The organism is Deltaproteobacteria bacterium (assembly GCA_029858205.1).
Taxonomy (GTDB): Bacteria; Desulfobacterota; GWC2-55-46; order GWC2-55-46; family DRQE01; genus JAOUFM01.
Genome location: JAOUFM010000011.1, coordinates 37,366 through 57,588, shown reverse-complemented (window position 1 = coordinate 57,588; position 20,223 = coordinate 37,366). Strand labels below are relative to the sequence as shown.

The 20,223-nt window shown below is 53.2% G+C and carries 20 protein-coding genes, 1 tRNA gene and 1 pseudogene; all 22 read left to right on the top strand.

Translation table 11 applies throughout. The features are described 5' to 3' along the window. Positions 1-125, top strand: a 125-nt coding sequence (tuf, locus tag OEV59_08670; protein ID MDH4227799.1) for an elongation factor Tu, incomplete at its 5' end; no start/stop codon positions are given. A gap of 25 nt (positions 126-150) precedes the next feature. After that, positions 151-300: a 50S ribosomal protein L33 gene (gene rpmG / locus OEV59_08665; GenBank protein ID MDH4227798.1), complete on the top strand. Its 150-nt coding sequence runs from the start codon at positions 151-153 to the stop codon at positions 298-300. 91 nt (positions 301-391) lie between these two features. Beyond that, positions 392-467: transfer RNA gene (locus OEV59_08660), tRNA-Trp, on the top strand. Positions 468-552: 85 nt separating this feature from the next. Beyond that, positions 553-753: a preprotein translocase subunit SecE gene (gene secE, locus OEV59_08655; protein ID MDH4227797.1), complete on the top strand. Its 201-nt coding sequence runs from the start codon at positions 553-555 to the stop codon at positions 751-753. A 23-nt stretch (positions 754-776) separates the two neighbouring features. Beyond that, on the top strand, positions 777-1,307 hold the full coding sequence (gene nusG / locus OEV59_08650; GenBank protein ID MDH4227796.1) for a transcription termination/antitermination protein NusG: 531 nt from the start codon (positions 777-779) through the stop codon (positions 1,305-1,307). A 35-nt stretch (positions 1,308-1,342) separates the two neighbouring features. Beyond that, entirely contained in the window at positions 1,343-1,771 is a 429-nt protein-coding gene (rplK, locus tag OEV59_08645) for a 50S ribosomal protein L11 (protein ID MDH4227795.1), read from the top strand. Between the two features lies 1 nt (position 1,772). After that, a complete protein-coding gene (gene rplA / locus OEV59_08640; protein ID MDH4227794.1) occupies positions 1,773-2,474 on the top strand; it encodes a 50S ribosomal protein L1 in 702 nt (233 codons plus the stop codon). A gap of 303 nt (positions 2,475-2,777) precedes the next feature. Next, positions 2,778-3,308, top strand: a complete 531-nt coding sequence (gene rplJ / locus OEV59_08635) for a 50S ribosomal protein L10 (GenBank protein ID MDH4227793.1) — start codon at positions 2,778-2,780, stop codon at positions 3,306-3,308. Positions 3,309-3,373: 65 nt separating this feature from the next. Then, positions 3,374-3,760: a 50S ribosomal protein L7/L12 gene (rplL, locus tag OEV59_08630; GenBank protein MDH4227792.1), complete on the top strand. Its 387-nt coding sequence runs from the start codon at positions 3,374-3,376 to the stop codon at positions 3,758-3,760. Between the two features lie 150 nt (positions 3,761-3,910). Then, positions 3,911-8,053, top strand: coding sequence for a DNA-directed RNA polymerase subunit beta (gene rpoB, locus OEV59_08625; GenBank protein MDH4227791.1), 4,143 nt, complete (start codon positions 3,911-3,913; stop codon positions 8,051-8,053). Positions 8,054-8,118: 65 nt separating this feature from the next. After that, positions 8,119-12,267, top strand: a complete 4,149-nt coding sequence (gene rpoC, locus OEV59_08620) for a DNA-directed RNA polymerase subunit beta' (protein ID MDH4227790.1) — start codon at positions 8,119-8,121, stop codon at positions 12,265-12,267. Between the two features lie 61 nt (positions 12,268-12,328). Beyond that, positions 12,329-12,700: a 30S ribosomal protein S12 gene (rpsL, locus tag OEV59_08615; GenBank protein MDH4227789.1), complete on the top strand. Its 372-nt coding sequence runs from the start codon at positions 12,329-12,331 to the stop codon at positions 12,698-12,700. A gap of 124 nt (positions 12,701-12,824) precedes the next feature. Beyond that, positions 12,825-13,295, top strand: coding sequence for a 30S ribosomal protein S7 (gene rpsG, locus OEV59_08610; protein MDH4227788.1), 471 nt, complete (start codon positions 12,825-12,827; stop codon positions 13,293-13,295). 72 nt (positions 13,296-13,367) lie between these two features. Continuing rightward, complete coding sequence (gene fusA / locus OEV59_08605; protein ID MDH4227787.1) at positions 13,368-15,446, top strand: elongation factor G; 2,079 nt, start codon at positions 13,368-13,370, stop codon at positions 15,444-15,446. A gap of 38 nt (positions 15,447-15,484) precedes the next feature. Next, on the top strand, positions 15,485-16,684 hold the full coding sequence (gene tuf, locus OEV59_08600; protein MDH4227786.1) for an elongation factor Tu: 1,200 nt from the start codon (positions 15,485-15,487) through the stop codon (positions 16,682-16,684). A 21-nt stretch (positions 16,685-16,705) separates the two neighbouring features. Further along, positions 16,706-17,020, top strand: coding sequence for a 30S ribosomal protein S10 (gene rpsJ / locus OEV59_08595; GenBank protein ID MDH4227785.1), 315 nt, complete (start codon positions 16,706-16,708; stop codon positions 17,018-17,020). 24 nt (positions 17,021-17,044) lie between these two features. Further along, the gene (gene rplC / locus OEV59_08590; protein ID MDH4227784.1) at positions 17,045-17,671 is read left to right on the top strand and encodes a 50S ribosomal protein L3; all 627 of its coding nucleotides are present in this window, start codon (positions 17,045-17,047) and stop codon (positions 17,669-17,671) included. Positions 17,672-17,686: 15 nt separating this feature from the next. Beyond that, positions 17,687-18,313 (top strand): 50S ribosomal protein L4, encoded by a 627-nt coding sequence (gene rplD / locus OEV59_08585; protein ID MDH4227783.1) that lies wholly within the window; start codon positions 17,687-17,689, stop codon positions 18,311-18,313. A gap of 15 nt (positions 18,314-18,328) precedes the next feature. Beyond that, a complete protein-coding gene (gene rplW / locus OEV59_08580; GenBank protein MDH4227782.1) occupies positions 18,329-18,619 on the top strand; it encodes a 50S ribosomal protein L23 in 291 nt (96 codons plus the stop codon). 116 nt (positions 18,620-18,735) lie between these two features. After that, positions 18,736-19,560, top strand: a complete 825-nt coding sequence (gene rplB / locus OEV59_08575) for a 50S ribosomal protein L2 (GenBank protein MDH4227781.1) — start codon at positions 18,736-18,738, stop codon at positions 19,558-19,560. Between the two features lie 2 nt (positions 19,561-19,562). Next, entirely contained in the window at positions 19,563-19,850 is a 288-nt protein-coding gene (gene rpsS, locus OEV59_08570; protein ID MDH4227780.1) for a 30S ribosomal protein S19, read from the top strand. Positions 19,851-19,882: 32 nt separating this feature from the next. Continuing rightward, a pseudogene (rplV, locus tag OEV59_08565) lies at positions 19,883-20,212 on the top strand (50S ribosomal protein L22). Positions 20,213-20,223 lie beyond the last annotated feature (11 nt).

Sequence of the window (20,223 nt, the reverse complement as noted above, 5' to 3'; positions counted from 1 at the left end):
GCGATAACGTAAGTGTTGAGGTTGAGCTGATTACGCCGATAGCAATGGATGAGGGCGTGAGGTTCGCGGTGAGGGAAGGCGGCAAGACGGTTGGGGCCGGAGTTGTAGCAAAGGTCATAGCTTAATTTAAGAAGAGGAAACCCTAAAGTCATGAGAGAGATAATCACATTCGCCTGTACGGAGTGCAAGCGCAGAAACTATTCTTCGACGAAGAATAAGAAGACCACTACCGACAGGATAGAGCTTAAGAAGTACTGTAAGTTCTGCAAAAAGCACACGCCCCATAAGGAGACGAAGTAAGGGGCTGACGCGATGCCGCTGTTTGGAGCGCGGCGCGGTTTGGGATAAAGACTTGCCTTGCCCGTATGCACGGGGAGCGCGAGTTTAACATAGGCCAGTAGCTCTAACGGCAGAGCAGCGGTCTCCAAAACCGCGGGTTGGGGGTTCAAATCCCTCCTGGCCTGCCAGCTTATAACGGGCCGGTCAGGCTGTTATCAAAAGGTTGCGGCGTTTTGTTCTACGGACAAAGCCGCAGGAGAGGCGTTAATTGAGATGGAACAGGCGAGCATTATAACGAGAGGCAAGGAGTTTTTCTCCGAGGCAAGGGCCGAGCTTAAGAAGGTCACCTGGCCATCGAAGGATCAGACATTGAAGGCCACATGGGTGGTTCTTATCGGCGTTATCATACTGGCCGTAATACTCGGGCTTCTGGATCTCGGGTTCTCGAGCCTAGTTAAGCTGTTTATAAAATAAAAATGTCGGTTGCCGGAGTCGAAATGTCCAAGAAATGGTATGTCGTCCACACCTATTCGGGTTACGAGAACAGGGTAAAGACGTCCATAGAGGAGAAGGTAAGGCTTCTCGGTAAAGAGAGCATGTTTGGCGACATCCTTGTCCCCACCGAAAAGGTCGTTGACATGGTAAAGGGTGTAAAGCGCACGGCTTCGAGGAAGTTTTTCCCCGGCTACATACTCGTCAACATGGAGCTTACAGACGAGACCTGGCATCTTATAAAGGGCATACCCAAGGTAACGGGATTTGTCGGAGGCGCAAAGACCCCGCCGCCGATAAGCGACGAAGAGGTAAAGAAGATAAGCGTTCAGATGGAAGAGGGCGCGGTAAGGCCAAAGCCCAAGGTGCTCTTTAGCGAGGGCGAGAATATTCGCGTAATAGACGGCCCGTTCACGAACTTTACCGGCATTGTCGAAGAGGTAAAGCCCGAGAAGGGCAAGCTTAAGGTGCTTGTGAGCATATTCGGCAGGGCTACTCCGGTTGAGCTGGATTTTGTTCAGGTGGAAAAGGCATAAGGCCGTAAAACAACGGAAAGGGACTATAGAAGAGTATGGCAAAGAAGATAGTAGGTCAGATAAAGCTGCAACTCCCGGCCGGCAAGGCCAATCCGGCCCCGCCGGTAGGTCCGGCGCTTGGCCAGCACGGCGTCAATATAATGGAGTTTTGCAAGTCCTTTAACGCAAAGACGCAGAAAGAGGACGGCATGATAATCCCGGTCGTCATCACGGTCTATGCCGACAGGACATTTAGCTTCATAACCAAGACCCCGCCGGCTTCGAGGCTTCTTCTTAAGGCATTGAAGCTTGAGAAGGGCTCGGGTGTGCCAAATAAGACCAAGGTCGGCACTGTGACGAAAAAGCAGGTTGAGGACATAGCGAAGCTCAAGATGCCGGATCTTACGGCAGCTTCTCTGGAAGCGGCCATAAAGACCATCGAGGGCACGGCAAGAAGCATGGGAATAGTGGTGGAGGGTAAATAACATGGCATCCAATAAGAGATACGCAAAGAGCAAGGCTACTGTAGACGAGAAAAAGAGTTACGGTCTTGACGAGGCTTTTAAGGCCCTGATGGGCTTTACAAAGCCAAAGTTCGACGAAACCGTGGACGTTGCCGCGAGGCTGGGTGTTGACCCCAAGCACCCGGATCAGAACGTCAGGGGCTCGGTCGTTCTTCCAAACGGCACAGGAAAGAAGTGTAGGATTTTGGTGTTCGCCAAGGGCGAAAAGGAACTTGAAGCGAAGAGCGCCGGGGCAGACTACACTGGCTCAGACGATATGGTCGAGAAGGTCAGTAAGGGCTGGCTCGAGTTCGACGCCGTTGTCGCAACCCCTGACATGATGGGCGCTGTCGGTAAGCTTGGAAAGGTGCTTGGCCCCAAGGGGCTCATGCCTAACCCGAAGCTTGGCACAGTGACATTCGACGTAAAGAAGGCGGTAAATGATCTAAAGGCCGGCATGGTCGAGTTCAGGCTCGACAAGGCGGGCATAGTGCACGCCCCCGTGGGCAAGTTCTCGTTTGGAGAAGCCAAGCTTAAGGACAACTTCAAGGCGCTTATCGAGGCCCTTGTAAAGGCGAAGCCTTCGGCAAGTAAGGGCGCTTATCTTAAGAGCCTCTATATCTCTACCACCATGGGGCCTTCGATAAAGCTCGATGCCACAGAGATAAGGAACGCGTTTAAGTAAGGTTTTGTATCCGCGCTCTCTTGCGACGCGCGGACTTTGTATTTTAAATTCGTTTTTTTTATTAAGGTCAAAGACAGTAGGGGCCGCGTGTTGAATGGACGTTTTAGCAATAAAATGTCTTTGCAGCACGAAGGCTTAATAATCCTACCGAGATCTTAACGCCACCCCCGGGGAACGTTTCGTTAACTTTCCCTTCGGCAGATGTTACAGGGCGGCGCGGTTGGTCTTCCGGACGCATACATTATGGCACCGGAATACTTTCTGTCTTTGGCAAAACTAAAGACAGAAAGGAGGGATGAAGAGTTGATAACGAGAGAAGAGAAAAAAGCGACGGTAGCCGAGTTTCACGAGAAGTTCGCAAAGGCACAGGCCGCGTTCGTGGCCTCGTACCAGGGCATCAAGGTCGAGCAGATAACAACGCTTAGAAGCTCGCTTAGGAAGGCCGGGGTCGAGCTCAAGGTGCTTCGTAATACGCTTGCGCGTTTGGCCGTGAAGGGCACTCCGTATGAAGGGCTCTCCGGGCACTTTAAGGGGCCAATGGCAGTTGCCATAAGCTATAAGGACGCGGCAGCGGCAGCAAAGGCTCTGACCGAGTTCATAAAGGACCAGCCGGTGTTCGCGCTAAAGGGCGGAGCGCTTGGAACAAAGATGCTCACAGTTGCCGAGGTAAAAGTACTCTCCGAGCTTCCATCCAAGGAACAGATGCTTGCGATATTTCTTGGCGGCTTGAAGAGCGTTCCTACGGGACTCGCAGTGGCGCTCTCGGGCGTGCCGCGTAAACTTCTTTACGCGCTTAACGCCGTTAAGAGTTCGAAGGAAGGCGCAGCAGCATAAGGCGTCTTTCGTGACCAGGGATTTTACATATTAACCATTAAAGATAACGGAGGAGGAGAAGTAACATGGCTAACATCACGCAGCAGGACGTACTGGCGTATCTGAAGGGCATTACGGTTCTCGAGCTCTCCGAGCTCGTAAAGGCGATAGAGACGGAGTTTGGCGTTTCGGCGGCGGCTCCGGTAGCGGTAGCGGCAGCGGCTCCGGGCGCTGCGGCAGGCGCGGCGGCAGGCGAGGAAAAGACCGAGTTCACGGTCGTTTTGAAGGATGCCGGCGCAAACAAGATAAACGTCATTAAGGAAGTAAGGACAGTGACGGGTCTTGGTCTTAAGGAAGCAAAGGACCTCGTAGAGGGCGCGCCGAAGACACTGAAGGAAGGCGTTAACAAGGAAGAGGCCGAGAAGATAAAGAAGCTCGTCGAGGGCGCAGGAGCAAAGGTAGAAATAAAGTAAGTTGTCTTGAGTGCCGCGCGCCGTTTTGGCGCGCGGCATAAAAAAGCGGTTCTTTTTTAGTGGAAACTTCCTGGATAAGACCTGCCGCGGCGCCAAAAACGGCGCGGCAGGCTTATTCGTTCAAAACCTTTCGAGAGGAGTAGAGTCAAAATGCCGTCCACTCTCATTAACGGTCATCTGCTTAGAAAAGATTATTCAAGGATTGGAAGGGTCGTTGATATTCCGAATCTGATAGAGGTGCAGATGAGGTCGTTCTCCGACTTCCTGCAGCTAGATAAAAAGCCCGAGGCAATGGAAGATGTCGGGCTTCTTAAAGTTTTAAAAAGCATATTCCCGATAAAGGACTACAGCGAGGCGGCCTCGCTCGACTTCGTGAAGTACGTCCTTCTTCAGCCAAAGTACACCATCGAGGAGTGTATCGAGAAGGGCATTACCTACGCCGCCCCGATGAAAATAGTTGTGAGGCTCACTACCTGGGACAAGGACGCCGAGACCGGCGCCCAGAGTGTCAGGGACATAAAGGAGCAGGAAGTTTATTTCGGCGAAATACCGCTCATGACGAGTACCGGAAGTTTCATCGTGAACGGCACCGAGCGCGTAATAGTCAGCCAGCTTCACAGATCTCCTGGCGTGTTCTTCGAGTACGAGAAGGGCAAGGGGTATTCCGGAAAACTTCAGTTCACCGCAAGGGTCATCCCGTACACGGGCTCGTGGCTCGACTTCGAGTTCGACCAGAAGGACCTTCTCTATGTAAGGATAGACAAGAGACGTAAGATGCTCGCGACCGTGCTATTGAAGGCCCTTGGCTATTCGATAGAGGAGATGCTAAATTATTTCTACCCGTGCGAGGACGTGTTCATCGACGGAAAGAAGATATCCAAGAGCATAGACACCGAGCACATCGTCGGGCAAAAGGCCGGCAGCGACATAAAGGACCCGAAGACCGGCGAGGTCATAATCAAGAAGGATAGAAAGATTACCCGCCTTATAGCCAAGAAGTTCGGTGCCGCAGGCATTAAGCAGATACCTGTCGAGGCCGAGGACATCATAGGCCGCGTTGTTTCGCAGGACATCGTAGACCCGGGTACCGGCGAGGTCGTTATCGAGTGTAACCAGGTGCTCACGAGGGAAACGCTAGACGAGATATCGAAGAGGAAGATAGAGAAGTTCAAGCTCCTCTACATCGAGGCCATGGGAAGGGCCTTCAGGGAAACTCTTATAAACGATAGAATCGGCAATGAGGACATAAAGCCGGTTGTCGAGTACAGGAACGCCAATCCTAACGACTCGGTCACCAATATGACGCTAAACGCCAGAATCGAGATATACAAGCGTCTTAAGCCGGGTGAGCCGCCAACGGTTTCGACCTCTACGCAGTTTCTCGAAAGCCTTTTCTTCGACGCCGCGAGGTACGATCTCTCAAGGGTCGGAAGGCTAAAGCTCAATAGAAAGATCGGCATAGACACGCCGCTTACTCTTACGACGCTTAAGAAGGAAGACATAATGGGCGTTGTGAAGTATCTTCTTGGCCTTAAAAACGGCCAGGGCGCCATCGACGACATCGACCATCTCGGAAACCGCCGCGTAAGAAGTGTGGGCGAGCTTCTCGAGAACCAGTACAGGGTAGGGCTCTTAAGGCTCGAGAGAGCGGTCAAGGAGAGGATGAGCCTTGGCGAGATAGAAACGCTCATGCCAAACGACCTTATAAACCCCAAGCCCGTAACCGCGGTCGTTAAGGAGTTCTTTGGATCGAGCCAGCTTAGCCAGTTCATGGACCAGACCAACCCGCTTAGCGAAATCACGCACAAGAGAAGGCTCTCGGCCCTTGGCGCAGGCGGTCTTACAAGAGAGAGGGCAGGGTTCGAGGTAAGGGACGTGCACACGACCCACTACGGCCGTATATGCCCGATTGAGACGCCAGAAGGCCCGAACATCGGTCTTATCGTGTCGCTTAGCACCTATGCGCGCGTAAACGATTTCGGCTTTATCGAGACTCCCTACAGAAAGGTCCTTGACGGAAAGGTCACGAACAGGACTGTGTATCTCTCGGCGCTTGACGAGGAAGAGCACATCATAGCGCAGGCTAACGCGCCAATGGACGAAACCGGGCGTTTTACAAGCGAGTTCATATCCGCGAGAAAGGCCGGAGAGTTCGTCATGGCCAAGCCAGACGAGATAACGCTCATGGACGTTTCTCCAAACCAGCTTGTCAGCGTAGCCGCTGCTTTAATACCGTTTCTCGAGAACGACGACGCCAACAGAGCGCTCATGGGCAGCAACATGCAGCGTCAGGCCGTGCCGCTCATCTCTACAGAGGCCCCGCTTGTCGGCACCGGCATGGAGAGTGTCGTTGCCATGGACTCTGGCGTTACGACGGCCGCAAAGCGCGCAGGCACTGTCGAGAACGTCGACTCAACGAGGATAGTGGTAAGGGCCTCGGGCGGCGACGTCGACATATATAACCTGACAAAGTTTAGAAGGTCTAACCAGAACACGTGTCTTAACCAGAAGCCCCTTGTAAGAGAGGGCGACAAGATAGAGGCAAAGCAGGTCATAGCGGACGGCCCCTCCACAGCCAACGGCGAGCTGGCGCTTGGTAAGAACGTGGTCGTTGCCTTCATGCCGTGGGGCGGTTACAACTTCGAGGACTCTATTCTCATAAACGAGAGGCTTCTTAAGGACGACGTCTTTACCTCCGTGCATATCGAGGAGTTCGAGACAGTAGCCCGTGACATAAAGCTTGGTAAAGAGGAAATCACGCGCGATATCCCGAATGTCGGCGACGAAGCGCTTAAGAACCTCGATGAGTCCGGCATCGTGTGTGTTGGCGCCGAGGTCGTTCCCGGCGACATACTGGTCGGTAAGATTACGCCCAAAGGGGAAACGCAGTTTTCTCCGGAGGAAAAGCTTCTAAGGGCGATATTTGGCGAAAAGGCCGAAGACGTGAAGGATACGTCCCTTCGGGTCCCGCCCGGCATCGAGGGCGTTGTCATAGACGCCAAGGTGTTTTCGAGAAAGGGCTCGGAGAAGGACGACCGGGCAAAGAGCATCGAGGAGCGCGAGACAGCGAGGCTTGTAAAGGACCGTGACGACGAGATAAGCATCGTTAAGAGCGCGGCATTTGCAAAGGCCGAGAGGATACTAAAGGGCAAGAAGTCGGGAGTAAGGCTTGCCGACAAGAAGGGCAACACCATACTTTCGAAGGGCACTGTGCTCACGAAGGAAATACTCGACGAGCTCTCGGAAGCGCGGATAAGGGAGATAATCCCGGCAGGCGAGGAAAAGGCCGAGGAGGATTTGAAGGAAGTATTTACGAAGCTCGATGAGCAGGTCGGGGCGATAAAGCACGTATTTAGCGAGAGGATAGCGAGGCTAAAGCGCGGCGACGAGCTCCCGCCGGGCGTTATAAAGATGGTCAAGGTCTATATCGCCATGAAGAGAAAGATTTCCGTTGGCGACAAGATGGCCGGAAGGCACGGAAATAAGGGCGTTATATCGAGGATACTGCCCGAGGAGGACATGCCGTTTATGAAGGACGGCCGCCCTGTGGATATGGTGCTTAACCCGCTTGGCGTTCCTTCAAGGATGAACATCGGCCAGATTCTCGAGACCCACATCGGCTGGGCAGCGAGAAAGATGGGCGAGGACATAAACGCGATGTTGGAGGCCGAGTACAGCCCGAACTCGATAAAGGATAAGATAAAGAAGTACTACGGCACGCTCGAGTTCTCGAAGTTCATAAACACGCTCTCCGACGACGAGGTGCTTGAGGTGGCAAGGCGGCTTGGCCACGGCATATTCATCTCGACCCCGGTATTCGACGGCGCGGTGGAGGCGGATGTAAAGAGCGCGCTCGATGGCGTGGGGCTTGGCCAGAACGGCAAGATGACGCTCTATGACGGAAGGACAGGCGATCAATTCGACCAGGACGTAACGGTCGGAATTATGTACATGCTAAAGCTCCATCACCTTGTCGACGACAAGATACACGCAAGGAGCACGGGCCCGTACTCGCTGGTTACGCAGCAGCCGCTTGGCGGCAAGGCGCAGTTTGGAGGCCAGAGGCTTGGAGAAATGGAAGTCTGGGCAATGGAGGCGTACGGAGCAGCAAACTGCTTGCAGGAGTTTTTGACGGTAAAGAGCGACGACGTTCCCGGAAGGACCAAGATGTACGAGAGCATAGTCAGAGGCGATTACACGCTCGAGCCGACTATGCCGGAATCCTTTAGCGTCCTTATAAAGGAAATGCAGAGCCTTGGGCTCGACGTCAATCTGATGGATTCGGAGGAATAGCCGGTAGCGGCGTTCCCTGGCGATTTTTTATATAATCATGGTTTTATAAAAAGGAGGTATCTAAAGTGGAAACCCTTAAGGCCCTCTTCGATAAACAGAAGAAGCCGGCGGACTTCAACGCCATAAGAATCACCATCGCCTCTCCCGAGAAGATAAGGGAGTGGTCGCATGGCGAGATAAAGAAGCCCGAGACCATAAACTACCGTACCTTCAAGCCCGAAAGGGACGGCCTTTTCTGCGCCAAGATATTTGGCCCGGTAAAGGACTTCGAGTGCAACTGCGGAAAGTACAAGAGGATGAAGCACCGCGGAGTTATCTGCGAAAAGTGCGGAGTCGAGGTAATACCTTCCAAGGTTAGAAGGGAAAGGCTCGGACACATAGAGCTTGCCACCCCGGTTGCGCATATATGGTTTTTAAGGAGTCTTCCGTCGAGGATCGGCACAATGCTCGATATGACGCTAAAAGAGGTCGAGCGCGTGCTCTACTATGAGAACTATGTTGTCATAGACCCGAAGGATACCGATTTGAAGGAAGGCGAGCTTCTTAGCGACGACAAGCACCACCAGGCAATCGAGAAGTACGGTGTTGATTCGTTTGTTTCCGGCATGGGCGCAGAGGCCATACGCGCGCTCCTTAAGAAGAGCGAGCTCGAGGCCCTTTCCTCCAAGCTTAGGGCGGAGAGCAAGAAGACATCCTCGGATGCAAAGCGTAAGAGGATAGCCAAGAGACTTAAAGTAGTCGAGGCGTTTCTTAATTCCGGGAATAAGCCCGAGTGGATGATAATGGAAGTCATCCCGGTGCTTCCGCCGGACCTAAGGCCGCTTGTTCCGCTAGATGGCGGCAGGTTCGCAACGAGCGACCTAAACGACCTCTACAGGCGCGTTATCAACAGAAATAACCGTCTTATAAAGCTCATGGAGCTTAATGCCCCTGATATCATCATCAGGAACGAAAAGCGCATGCTCCAGGAGGCAGTTGACGCTTTGTTCGATAACGGCAGAAGGGGCCGCATCATCACGGGCCAGAATAAGAGGCCGCTTAAGTCCTTAAGCGACATGATAAAGGGTAAGAGCGGACGTTTCAGGCAGAACCTTCTTGGTAAGCGCGTTGACTATTCGGGCCGCTCGGTCATCGTCATAGGCCCGGACTTAAGGCTCCATCAGTGCGGACTTCCGAAGAAGATGGCAATCGAGCTCTTCAAGCCGTTCATCTATCAGAAGCTCGAGGAGAGGGGTTACGCAACCACCATCAAGAGCGCAAAGAAGATGCTCGAGAGAGAGAGAAGCGAGGTTTGGGACGTTCTTGACGAGGTCATAAAGGAGCATCCGGTGCTTCTAAACAGAGCGCCCACACTCCACAGGCTCGGCATCCAGGCATTCGAGCCGCTTCTTGTAGAGGGCAAGGCCATACAGCTTCATCCGCTTGTGTGTTCGGCATTTAACGCGGACTTCGACGGAGACCAGATGGCCGTGCACGTGCCGCTTTCCATAGAGGCGCAGACAGAAGCAAGGGTGCTAATGATGAGCACCAATAACATACTTTCGCCTGCGCACGGCAAACCGGTTATCGTTCCAACACAGGACATCGTGCTCGGGCTCTACTACCTTACGAGAGAGAGGCCGGGGGCAAAGGGCGAGGCCAAGGTGTTTTCGTCACTTGATGAGGTAAGAGCTGCCTTCGATTCATCCGAGGTCGGGCTCCAGGCCGCCATAAAGGTGAAGGTCGACGGCGCGCTGCTGGACACTACTGTCGGCAGAACAGTGCTAAGAGAGATAGTTCCTTCCTCGATAACGTTTGAGGAAATCAACAAGGTCATGGATAAAAAGCAGCTTGCCGAGCTTATCGACCTCTGTTACCGCCGCTCGGGCAGTAAGGAAACCGTAATCCTTGCCGACAGGCTAAAGGATATGGGTTACAGGTATGCGTGCAAGGCCGGCATCTCGATTTGCATAGACGACATGAAGATACCGCAGAAGAAGCAAGCCATCCTTGATGAAGCATACGGCGAGGTAAAGGAAATTCAGCAGCAGTACAACGAAGGTCTTATCACCGACGGCGAGCGCTACAACAAGGTCATCGACATCTGGGCGCAGGCAACAGAAGAGGTCGCTGAAGAGATGTTAAAGAACCTCGGCACCGATGACGTGAAGGATGAAAAGGGCAAGATAAAGAAGATACCGAGCTTTAACCCCATCTTCATCATGGCCGACTCCGGAGCCAGAGGAAGCGCGCAGCAGATAAGGCAGCTTGCCGGAATGAGGGGACTCATGGCAAAGCCTTCGGGAGAGATTATCGAAACACCTATTACCGCGAACTTTAGAGAGGGCCTCACCGTGCTTCAGTACTTCATCTCAACGCACGGCGCGAGAAAAGGTCTTGCAGATACGGCTCTCAAAACCGCGAACTCGGGTTATCTTACAAGAAGGCTTGTCGACGTTGCCCAGGACGCAATCATCGTCGAAGACGACTGCGGCACGCTTGACGGTATCTATATCTCGACACTTCTCGAAGGCGGAGAGGTTATCGAGCCAATCGGAGAGCGCATACTCGGCAGGGTCGCGCTTGAAGACGTGGTTGAGCAGTACTCAGGGGAGACGCTTGTGCCGGCCAACACCGAGATAACCGAGGATGCGGTTAGAAGGATGGAGGAGGCCGGAATAGACAAGGTAAAGATAAGGAGCGTTCTTACCTGCAGAAGTCCGCACGGCATCTGTGCCAAGTGTTACGGCAGAGACCTTGCAAGAGGCCACATGGTTGACATGGGCGAGGCCGTCGGCGTTATAGCGGCGCAGAGTATCGGAGAGCCCGGCACACAGCTTACGATGCGTACCTTCCACATCGGAGGAACAGCGAGCAGAAGGGCCGAGCAGACGGCTCTCGAGGCAAGGCACGACGGAACGATTAAGTTCGTCAAGCTCTCAACCGCCGTCAACTCAAGGGGCGAAACCGTTGTAATGAACCGTAACGGCGAGATAGCCATAGCCGATTCGCAGGGCAGGGAGAGGGAGAGAAATCCTGTTATATACGGAGCAAAGCTTCGAGTGAAGGAAGGCGACCACGTTGCCGCAGGCACGGTCATAGCCGAGTGGGATCCTTATACCATTCCGATACTTACAGAGATGAGCGGAAAGGTAAAGTTCGGGGATATCGAGGACGGCCGCACCATGAAGGAGCAGGTCGACGAGGTCACCGGACTCTCGAGTAAGGTCATCGTCTCCTACAGGGACGCGGACATGAGGCCGCGTATTTCCATTAAGGACGATTCCGGCAAGACCCACAAGATAACCGGAACTTCCATGGTCGCAAGGTATCTCTTGCCGGTAGGCGCCATCATAGGCATAGCCGAGGAAGAGCACGTCAAGGCCGGCGACATGATAGCGAAGATTCCGAGGGAAACGACAAAGACAAAGGACATCACCGGAGGTCTGCCGCGTGTTGCCGAGCTCTTCGAGGCGCGTAAACCCAAGGAGTGCGCAATAATAAGCGAGGTCGACGGAGTTGTGACATTTGGCAAGGACACCAAAGGTAAACGTAAGGTCGTCATCACTCCCGAGGCAGGCGATACGAAGGAGTACCTGGTGCCAAAGGGTAAGCACATAAGCGTTAGAGAGGGCGACCACGTGAGGGCAGGCGAGCCTATCATGGACGGCAGCGCCAACCCGCACGACATCTTGAGGATACTTGGCGTAAAGGAACTTGCAAAGTATCTTGTCGACGAGGTACAGGAAGTCTACAGGCTCCAGGGCGTCAAGATCAACGATAAGCATATCGAAGTTATCGTTCGACAGATGCTGAAAAGGGTGAAAATCACCGACCCCGGAGATACCGGATTCCTCGTTGGCGAGCAGATAGAGCGTCACATATTTGAGGCGGAAAACGAGAAGGTGCTTACAAAGGGCAAGCGTCCTGCAGTTGCAGAGCCGCTTCTCCAGGGTATAACCAAGGCCTCTCTCTCAACCGAGAGCTTTATCTCTGCGGCGAGTTTCCAGGAAACCACCAAGGTGCTCACCGGCGCTGCGGTAGAGGGTAAAATCGATTATCTTCGCGGCTTAAAGGAGAACGTTATCATGGGCCGCTTGATACCTGCCGGCACCGGGTTCCATAAGTACCGCGGCACGGGGCTGCATGTGGAGAGCCTTGAGGACGACGATGAAGAGGCTGCGGCGGATGCAGCAGAAGAAAAAAATATCGACGAAGGGCAAATAACCGCTTGACAAGTGCCCCCGAAGTTGATAAATTTGAAAGATTAAGTTTTTAGGAAACGGAAGATAAAATATGCCGACGATAAATCAGTTAGTAAGAAAAGGACGCAGGTCTCTTAAACAGAAGACGACCTCTCCGGCGCTCGAATCATGCCCGCAGAAGAGGGGCGTTTGCACAAGGGTTTACACCACTACGCCGAAGAAGCCGAACTCAGCGCTAAGAAAAGTCGCGAGGGTAAGGCTTACCAATGGCATAGAGGCTTCGGCGTATATACCAGGCATTGGGCACAACCTGCAGGAGCACTCGGTAGTCCTCATAAGGGGCGGCAGGGTAAAAGACCTCCCCGGCGTAAGGTACCACATCGTAAGGGGCACTCTCGATACAACGGGTGTCACCGACCGTAAGCAGGGACGTTCCAAGTACGGAGCAAAGAGGCCCAAGTAAGAGCACGGCCTGTGGCTGATGTGAATCGGCTCATGGCTTGCGCGGGGATTTGTTTTTTCTACCGCAAAGCGTGAGTGGCGGGTTGGTTTTTTTGTTTTTTAACTTCCAGAAGGAGTTTTAAGGTATGGCCCGTAAGGGAAATGCACAAATAAGAGAAGCGCTTCCGGATCCGGTCTTTAACGACGTCGTTGTCAACAAGTTCATCACCAAGCTGATGTTCGACGGCAAGAAGAGCACGGCGGAGAGGGTCGTATACGGCTCTTTCGAGGCGATAGAGGAAAAGACCAAGTCCGAGCCCCTGAAGGTCTTTAAAAAGGCCCTTGAGAACGTAAAGCCCACGGTCGAGGTAAAGTCAAGAAGGGTCGGCGGCGCAACGTACCAGGTTCCCATAGAGGTAAGGCCGGACAGAAAACTCTCTCTCGCGCTTAAGTGGATAATCGGCTACGCAAAGGAAAGAAGCGGCAAGTCGATGGTGGAGAAGCTTACGGCAGAGATACTGGACGCGGCAAACAACAAGGGCGGCGCGGTTAAGAAGAGAGAAGACACCCACAAGATGGCGGAAGCAAACAAGGCCTTCGCGCACTTTAGGTGGTAGGTTAGGGTTTAGAAGCGGCAGGGCTGTTGGAAAATCAAAAAGTAGAGCAAACGGAGAAAGGCAGCATATAAAGTGGCACGGACGGTCTCATTAGAACAACATAGAAACATCGGTATCATGGCCCACATCGACGCGGGTAAAACCACGACTACCGAGCGTATTCTTTATTATACAGGCGTCACCTACAAGATAGGCGAGGTCCACGAGGGCACTGCTGTCATGGATTGGATGGAGCAGGAGAGGGAGAGGGGCATCACCATCACCAGCGCCGCCACTACCTGTTCCTGGAAGGATATAAAGATAAACATCATCGACACGCCAGGCCACGTCGACTTTACAATCGAGGTCGAGAGATCTCTCAGGGTTCTTGACGGCGCGGTAGCGGTGTTCTGCTCTGTTGGAGGAGTCGAGCCCCAGAGCGAAACCGTCTGGAGGCAGGCCAATAAGTATAAGGTTCCGCGCGTTGCGTTCATAAACAAGATGGACAGAGTAGGCGCCGATTTCGACCGTGTCGTAAGGATGATGGTCGACAGGCTAAAGACCCGCCCCGCGGTGCTTCATCTTCCGATAGGCAAGGAAGAGACCTTCAAGGGCGTGGTAGACCTTGTCGATAACAGGGCCGTTGTATGGCACGACTCGGAGCTTGGAGCTAAGTTTACTTACGAGGAAATACCGGCGGACCTTAAGGCAGCTGCAGCAGAGGCAAGAGAGAAGCTTATAGAGGTAGCCAGCGACTTTGACGAGACCATAATGGAGAAGTTCCTTGACGGTAAGGAAGTTACCAATGAAGAGCTCAAAAAGGCCCTTAGAAAGGGCACGCTCAATATGGCGATAACGCCGGTAATATGCGGCACGGCATTCAAGAACAAAGGCGTGCAGCTTCTTCTCGACTCGGTAGTAGATTATCTTCCTTCCCCGATGGATGTCCCGCCCGTAACGGGCCTTGATCCAGACACAAAAGAAGAACTTACAAGAGAAACCAAGGACGACGCTCCGTACGCGGCCCTTGCCTTTAAGATAATGACCGACCCGTTTGTCGGGCAGCTCACGTTCTTTAGAGTCTACTCAGGCAAGATAGAGGCGGGTTCTTACGTTTACAATTCCAGTAAGGGCCAGAAGGAAAGAATCGGCCGTCTTGTGAAGATGCACGCCAATAAGCGCGAGGAAATAAAGGAAGTATTCGCCGGCGACATCGCTGCGGCCGTTGGCCTTAAGAGCACCATCACAGGAGATACCATATGCGATATGGAAAAGCCCGTGATACTCGAGTCCCTCGATATACCGGAGCCGGTGCTTAGTATCGCAATCGAGCCCAAGACAAAGGCCGACCAGGAAAAGCTTGGAGTGTCTTTGCAAAAGCTTGCGGTCGAGGACCCGAGCTTTCGCGTAAAGACAGACGAGGAAACGGCGCAGACAATCATCTCCGGCATGGGAGAGCTGCACCTTGAAATTATCGTAGACCGTCTCCTAAGGGAGTTCAAGGTCGAGGCTTCGGTCGGAAGGCCGCAGGTCGCGTACAAGGAAACAATTACAAAGGCTGCCGAGAGCGAAGGTAAATACGTCAGACAGACCGGCGGTAAGGGCCAGTACGGACACGTATGGCTCACTGTCGAGCCCAATGAAAGAGGCAAGGGCTTCGAGTTCGTAAATAAAATTGTCGGCGGCACGGTTCCGAGGGAATACATCCCGGCAGTTGAAAAGGGTATTATCGGAGCTTGCGAGAGCGGCTCGCTTGCAGGGTATCCGGTGGTGGACGTAAAGGTTACGCTTTTCGACGGGTCGTATCACGACGTCGATTCGAGCGAAATGGCATTCAAGATAGCCGGCTCCATGGGCTTTAAGGACGGTGTTAAAAGAGCCGGGCAGATACTTCTTGAGCCAATCATGGACGTCGAGGTCGTTATGCCCGAGCAGTTTATGGGCGACGTTATCGGAAACCTGAACTCGAGAAGAGGAAAGATACAGGGCATGGATTCCAGAGGCGGCTTCCAGGTCGTCACCGCAAAGGTGCCGCTTGCCAATATGTTTGGGTATTCAACCGACATAAGGAGCGCAACCCAGGGCAGAGCGACATTTACCATGCAGTTTTCGCACTACGAGCCGGTCCCCAATTCGGTTCTCGAGACTCTTATAGCAAAGGCATCGGCCTAAGTCATTATTAAACACTAACAAGGCGGAGGGAAAGTATCATGAGCAAGGCTAAATTCGAGAGGACAAAACCGCACGTAAACGTCGGCACCATCGGTCACGTCGACCACGGCAAGACGACCTTGACAGCGGCAATCACCAAGGTTCTTTCCTCAAGGGGCGGAGCAGAATTCCTGGCCTACGACCAGATAGACAAGTCGCCCGAAGAAAGAGAGAGGGGCGTTACCATATCGATTACCCACGTCGAGTACCAGACCGATAAGCGCCACTACGCGCATATCGATTGTCCTGGCCACGCAGACTACGTTAAGAACATGATAACCGGAGCCGCACAGATGGACGGTTCCATACTCGTTGTGAGCGCAGCAGACGGCCCGATGCCGCAGACAAGAGAGCATATACTTCTCTCTCGTCAGGTCGGCGTGCCTTACATCGCGGTGTTCATGAACAAGGTCGACATGGTCGACGATAAGGAACTAACCGATCTCGTCGAGCTCGAGGTAAGGGACCTTCTTAACCAGTATAAGTTCCCGGGCGATACGACGCCAATCATCAAGGGAAGTGCTCTTAAGGCCCTTGAGTGCGGCTGCGGCAAGGCAGAGTGCCAGTGGTGCGGCCCGATACTAAAGCTTATGGACACGCTCGATTCCTATATACCCGAGCCAAAGCGCGACATCGACAAGCCGTTTCTCATGCCTGTTGAGGACGTGTTCTCGATATCAGGTAGAGGCACTGTTGTTACCGGCAGAATCGAGAGAGGCATAGTAAAGGTCGGCGAGGAAATCGAGATAGTCGGTATCCGTCCGACAATCAAGACCACGGTAACGGGTGTTGAAATGTTTAGAAAGCTCCTTGACGAGGGCAGGGCCGGCGATAACATCGGCGCGCTTCTAAGAGGCACGAAGAAGGAAGAAGTCGAGAGAGGGCAGGTGCTTGCAAAGCCCGGCTCGATTACTCCGCACACGAAGTTCAAGTGCGAGATATACGTTCTTACGAAGGAAGAAGGCGGACGCCATACTCCGTTCTTCAAGGGCTACAGGCCGCAGTTCTATTTTAGAACGACGGACGTTACCGGAGTTGTTACGCTTCCGGAAGGTGTAGAGATGGTAATGCCAGGCGATAACGTAAGTGTTGAGGTTGAGCTGATTACGCCGATAGCAATGGATGAGGGCGTGAGGTTCGCGGTGAGGGAAGGCGGCAAGACGGTTGGGGCCGGAGTTGTAGCAAAGGTCATAGCTTAATTAAGGGTACGGAGCGCGAACTTGGAAAACCAGAAGATAAGAATAAGACTTAAGGCATACGATCACAGGCTTCTTGACCGCTCGGTCAAGGATATAGTCGACACCGCCAGAAGAACCGGGGCGAATGTCAAGGGGCCGATACCACTTCCGACCAAGATCGCGAGGTTTACGGTGCTGCGCTCTCCGCATGTCGACAAAAAGAGCAGAGAGCAGTTCGAGATGAGGACGCACAAGCGCCTTATGGACATAGTCGAACCCACGCAGCACACGGTGGATGCGCTAACAAAGCTCGATTTGCCGGCGGGTGTTGACGTAGAGATAAAGTTTAGCGAATAGTTTTCAAGAGAAGGGTTATCTGTCATGATAGAGGGTTTGCTCTGTAAAAAAATTGGAATGACGCGCATATTCATCGAAGGCGCCGAAGTGCCGGTAACGGCCATTCAGGCCTCCGACTGCCATGTGACGCAAAAGAAGGTCAAGGAAAAGGACGGCTACGACGCCGTTCAGCTTGGTCTTTCGACAAAGAAGGAAAAGGCCACCCCCAAGGCCATGCAGGGGCACTTTAAGAAGGCCGGAACGCCTCCGCTTAGGCACCTTGCCGAGTTTGGCGGCGATTCGCTAGATGAATACAAGGCAGGGCAGAAGATAGAGCCTTCAGCGGTATTCAAGGCCGGCGACATCGTGGACGTAAGGGGCGTATCAAAGGGCAAGGGCTTCATGGGCGTTATGAGAAGGCACAACTTTAGCGGCGGTGCCGAGTCCCACGGCTCGATGTTCAACAGGGCCCCGGGTTCCATCGGCTCGAGCTCGTATCCTTCGAGGGTCTTTAAGGGAATGAGGATGGGCGGACACATGGGAGATGCTCCGGTGACCGTGCAGAATCTCAAGATAGTAGGCGTAAAGGACGACGTGCTTCTTGTAAAGGGCGCGGTTCCAGGGGCGGTTGGCGCCATCGTGATGGTTAAAAAGGCTTCCAAAAAGAAATAACGGACGGTTAACGACATGGCAATAGACATTTTAAATAAAGAGGGCAAGAAGGTTTCGACCCTCGACATATCGGGCGGCCCCTTCGACGCAAGAGTCAACGAGGGCCTCATATATGAAATCGTTAAGATGCAGCGCGCCAATCGTAGAAGCGGCAACGCATCTACCAAGACAAGGGCCGAGGTAAGCGGCTCCGGCGCAAAGCCCTGGAGGCAAAAGGGCACTGGACGCGCAAGGTCCGGAGAGAAGAGAAGCCCGGTGTGGAGGCACGGCGGCGTTGTGTTTGGCCCGCATCCAAGGGATTACTCCTATAAGCAGCCAAAGAAGGCCGTGCTTGGAGCTGTTAAGTCTGCGCTCGCCTATAAGATAAAGGAAAGCAAGATGAACCTTATCGAGACCTTCGAGCTGAAAGAGCCGAAGACAAAGCTCGCTACCGCGCTTTTCGAGGCGATGAAGTTCAAGAGCGCGCTCGTGATAGCCGACAATCCCGGAAAGAACGAGCTCCTTGCGACAAGGAATCTTAAGGATTATAAGCTGCTCGACGTCAAGCACATAAACGCTTACGATATACTGAAGTACGACGGCCTCGTCATGACCAAGCAGGCGTTCGAGAAGTTCGAGTCGTTAGTAAAGGGAAAGGCATAAGCAGGGAGAGATATTATGAAGGAAGTATACGATATAATAAAGTCGCCGATAATAACCGAGAAGTCTACTGCCATGCACGCAACCACCGGGGCCGTGGCGTTCTGGGTGGATGTGAGGGCAAGTAAGACCGAGATAAAGGCGGCGGTCGAGAAGATTTTCAACGTGAAGGTCGAGTCCGTGAACACGAATAAGGTTCCGGGCAAGGTAAAGAGGCTTGGCAAATACGAAGGCAAGACCTCCACGCGTAAGAAGGCGTATATAAAGCTCAAAGAGGGCGGCAAGATAGAGTTCTTCGAGGGCGTATAGTTTGGGATTTGCAAGACGGCCCGCACAGACGCTAAGGGGCCGCGCTGGATGGGCCGGGTAAGGCCGGTCTCTTGGTAGAGAAAAAACATTAACTTTGTAAAGAACGGGAAAATGACATGCCAGTAAAAACTTATAAACCGACATCGCCGGCGCTACGTAAGAAGACGACGATGGATTTCTCTCACCTCTCTAAGAAGAGGCCTGAGAGGGCGCTAACGAGTTCGCTTAGAAAGACCGGCGGCAGGAACGCAAACGGCCGCGTGACAATGCGCTGGATAGGCGGCGGTCACAAGCGTCTTTACAGGGTAATAGATTTCAAGAGGGATAAGAGAAACATCCCGGCCATAGTGGAAGCTCTTGAGTACGATCCGAACCGCTCGGCAAACATAGCGCTTCTAAAGTACGCGGACGGAGAAAGGCGCTACATCATAGCTCCAAACGACGTGGCAGTTGGCTCAAGCATAATGGCAGGCGAGAGCGCCGAGATACGTCCGGGCAACGCGCTTCCTTTGAGGCTTGTTCCGGTCGGCACGTTCGTGCACAACGTTGAGATGAAGCCCGGCAAGGGCGGCCAGATGGTAAGGACAGCCGGGGCGTTTGCTCAGCTCATGGCAAAGGAAGGCAGCTATGCGACGTTGAAGCTTCCTTCAAACGAAATGAGAATGGTGCCTATAGATTGTTATTCGACTATCGGGCAAATTGGCAACATAGAGCATGAGAACATAACCATAGGCAAGGCCGGAAGGACGAGATGGCTCGGGCGTCTTCCGAAGGTCAGGGGTGTTGCGATGAACCCCGTAGACCATCCGCACGGCGGAGGCGAAGGTAAAAGTAAGGGCGGCAACCATCCGACAAGCCCATGGGGCACTCCGACCAAGGGTTACAAGACAAGGGGCCGTAAGCCGAGCGATAAGTTCATAGTGAGCAGGAGGAAGAAGTAACCGTGCGCTCCCAGAAAAAAGGACCGTTTGTAGATGCCCATTTGTTAAAGAAGATAGAGACCTCGCTGGACGCGAAAAGTAAAAAGGTCATAAAGACCTGGTCCAGAAGGTCGATGATAACGCCCGAGATGGTGGGTTTTACCTTCTCGGTGCATAACGGAAAGAAGTTCGTTCCGGTCTTCGTGACCGAGAACATGATAGGCCACAAACTCGGCGAGTTTTCGCCCACAAGGACCTTCAACCAGCACTCCGGTGTTAAGAAGGTCAAGGCAGCCGGGGCCAAGGGCTAATTGACGGTTAATCCATAACGAGGGAATTTTAGATGGAAACGAGAGCAACGGCAAAATACGTAAGGGTTTCGGCGCAGAAGGCGCGCCTTGTGGTCGACTTGATAAGGGGCAAGATGATTCCTGAGGCCCTTTCAATACTCGAGTTCAGCACAAAGGCGGTTAGCAGGCCCATAAAGAAGGTCCTTAACAGCGCTGTCGCCAACGCCGAGAATAACAGCAACCTGGATGTCGACAGGCTTTACGTGAAGACAGCGTTTGTTGACCAGGGCCCTGTGATGAAGAGGATGCACGCAAACACCATGGGCCGCGGCTTCATCGTAAAGAAGAAGATGAGCCATATCACGTTGATACTCGACGAGAGGGCCGGGGCAAA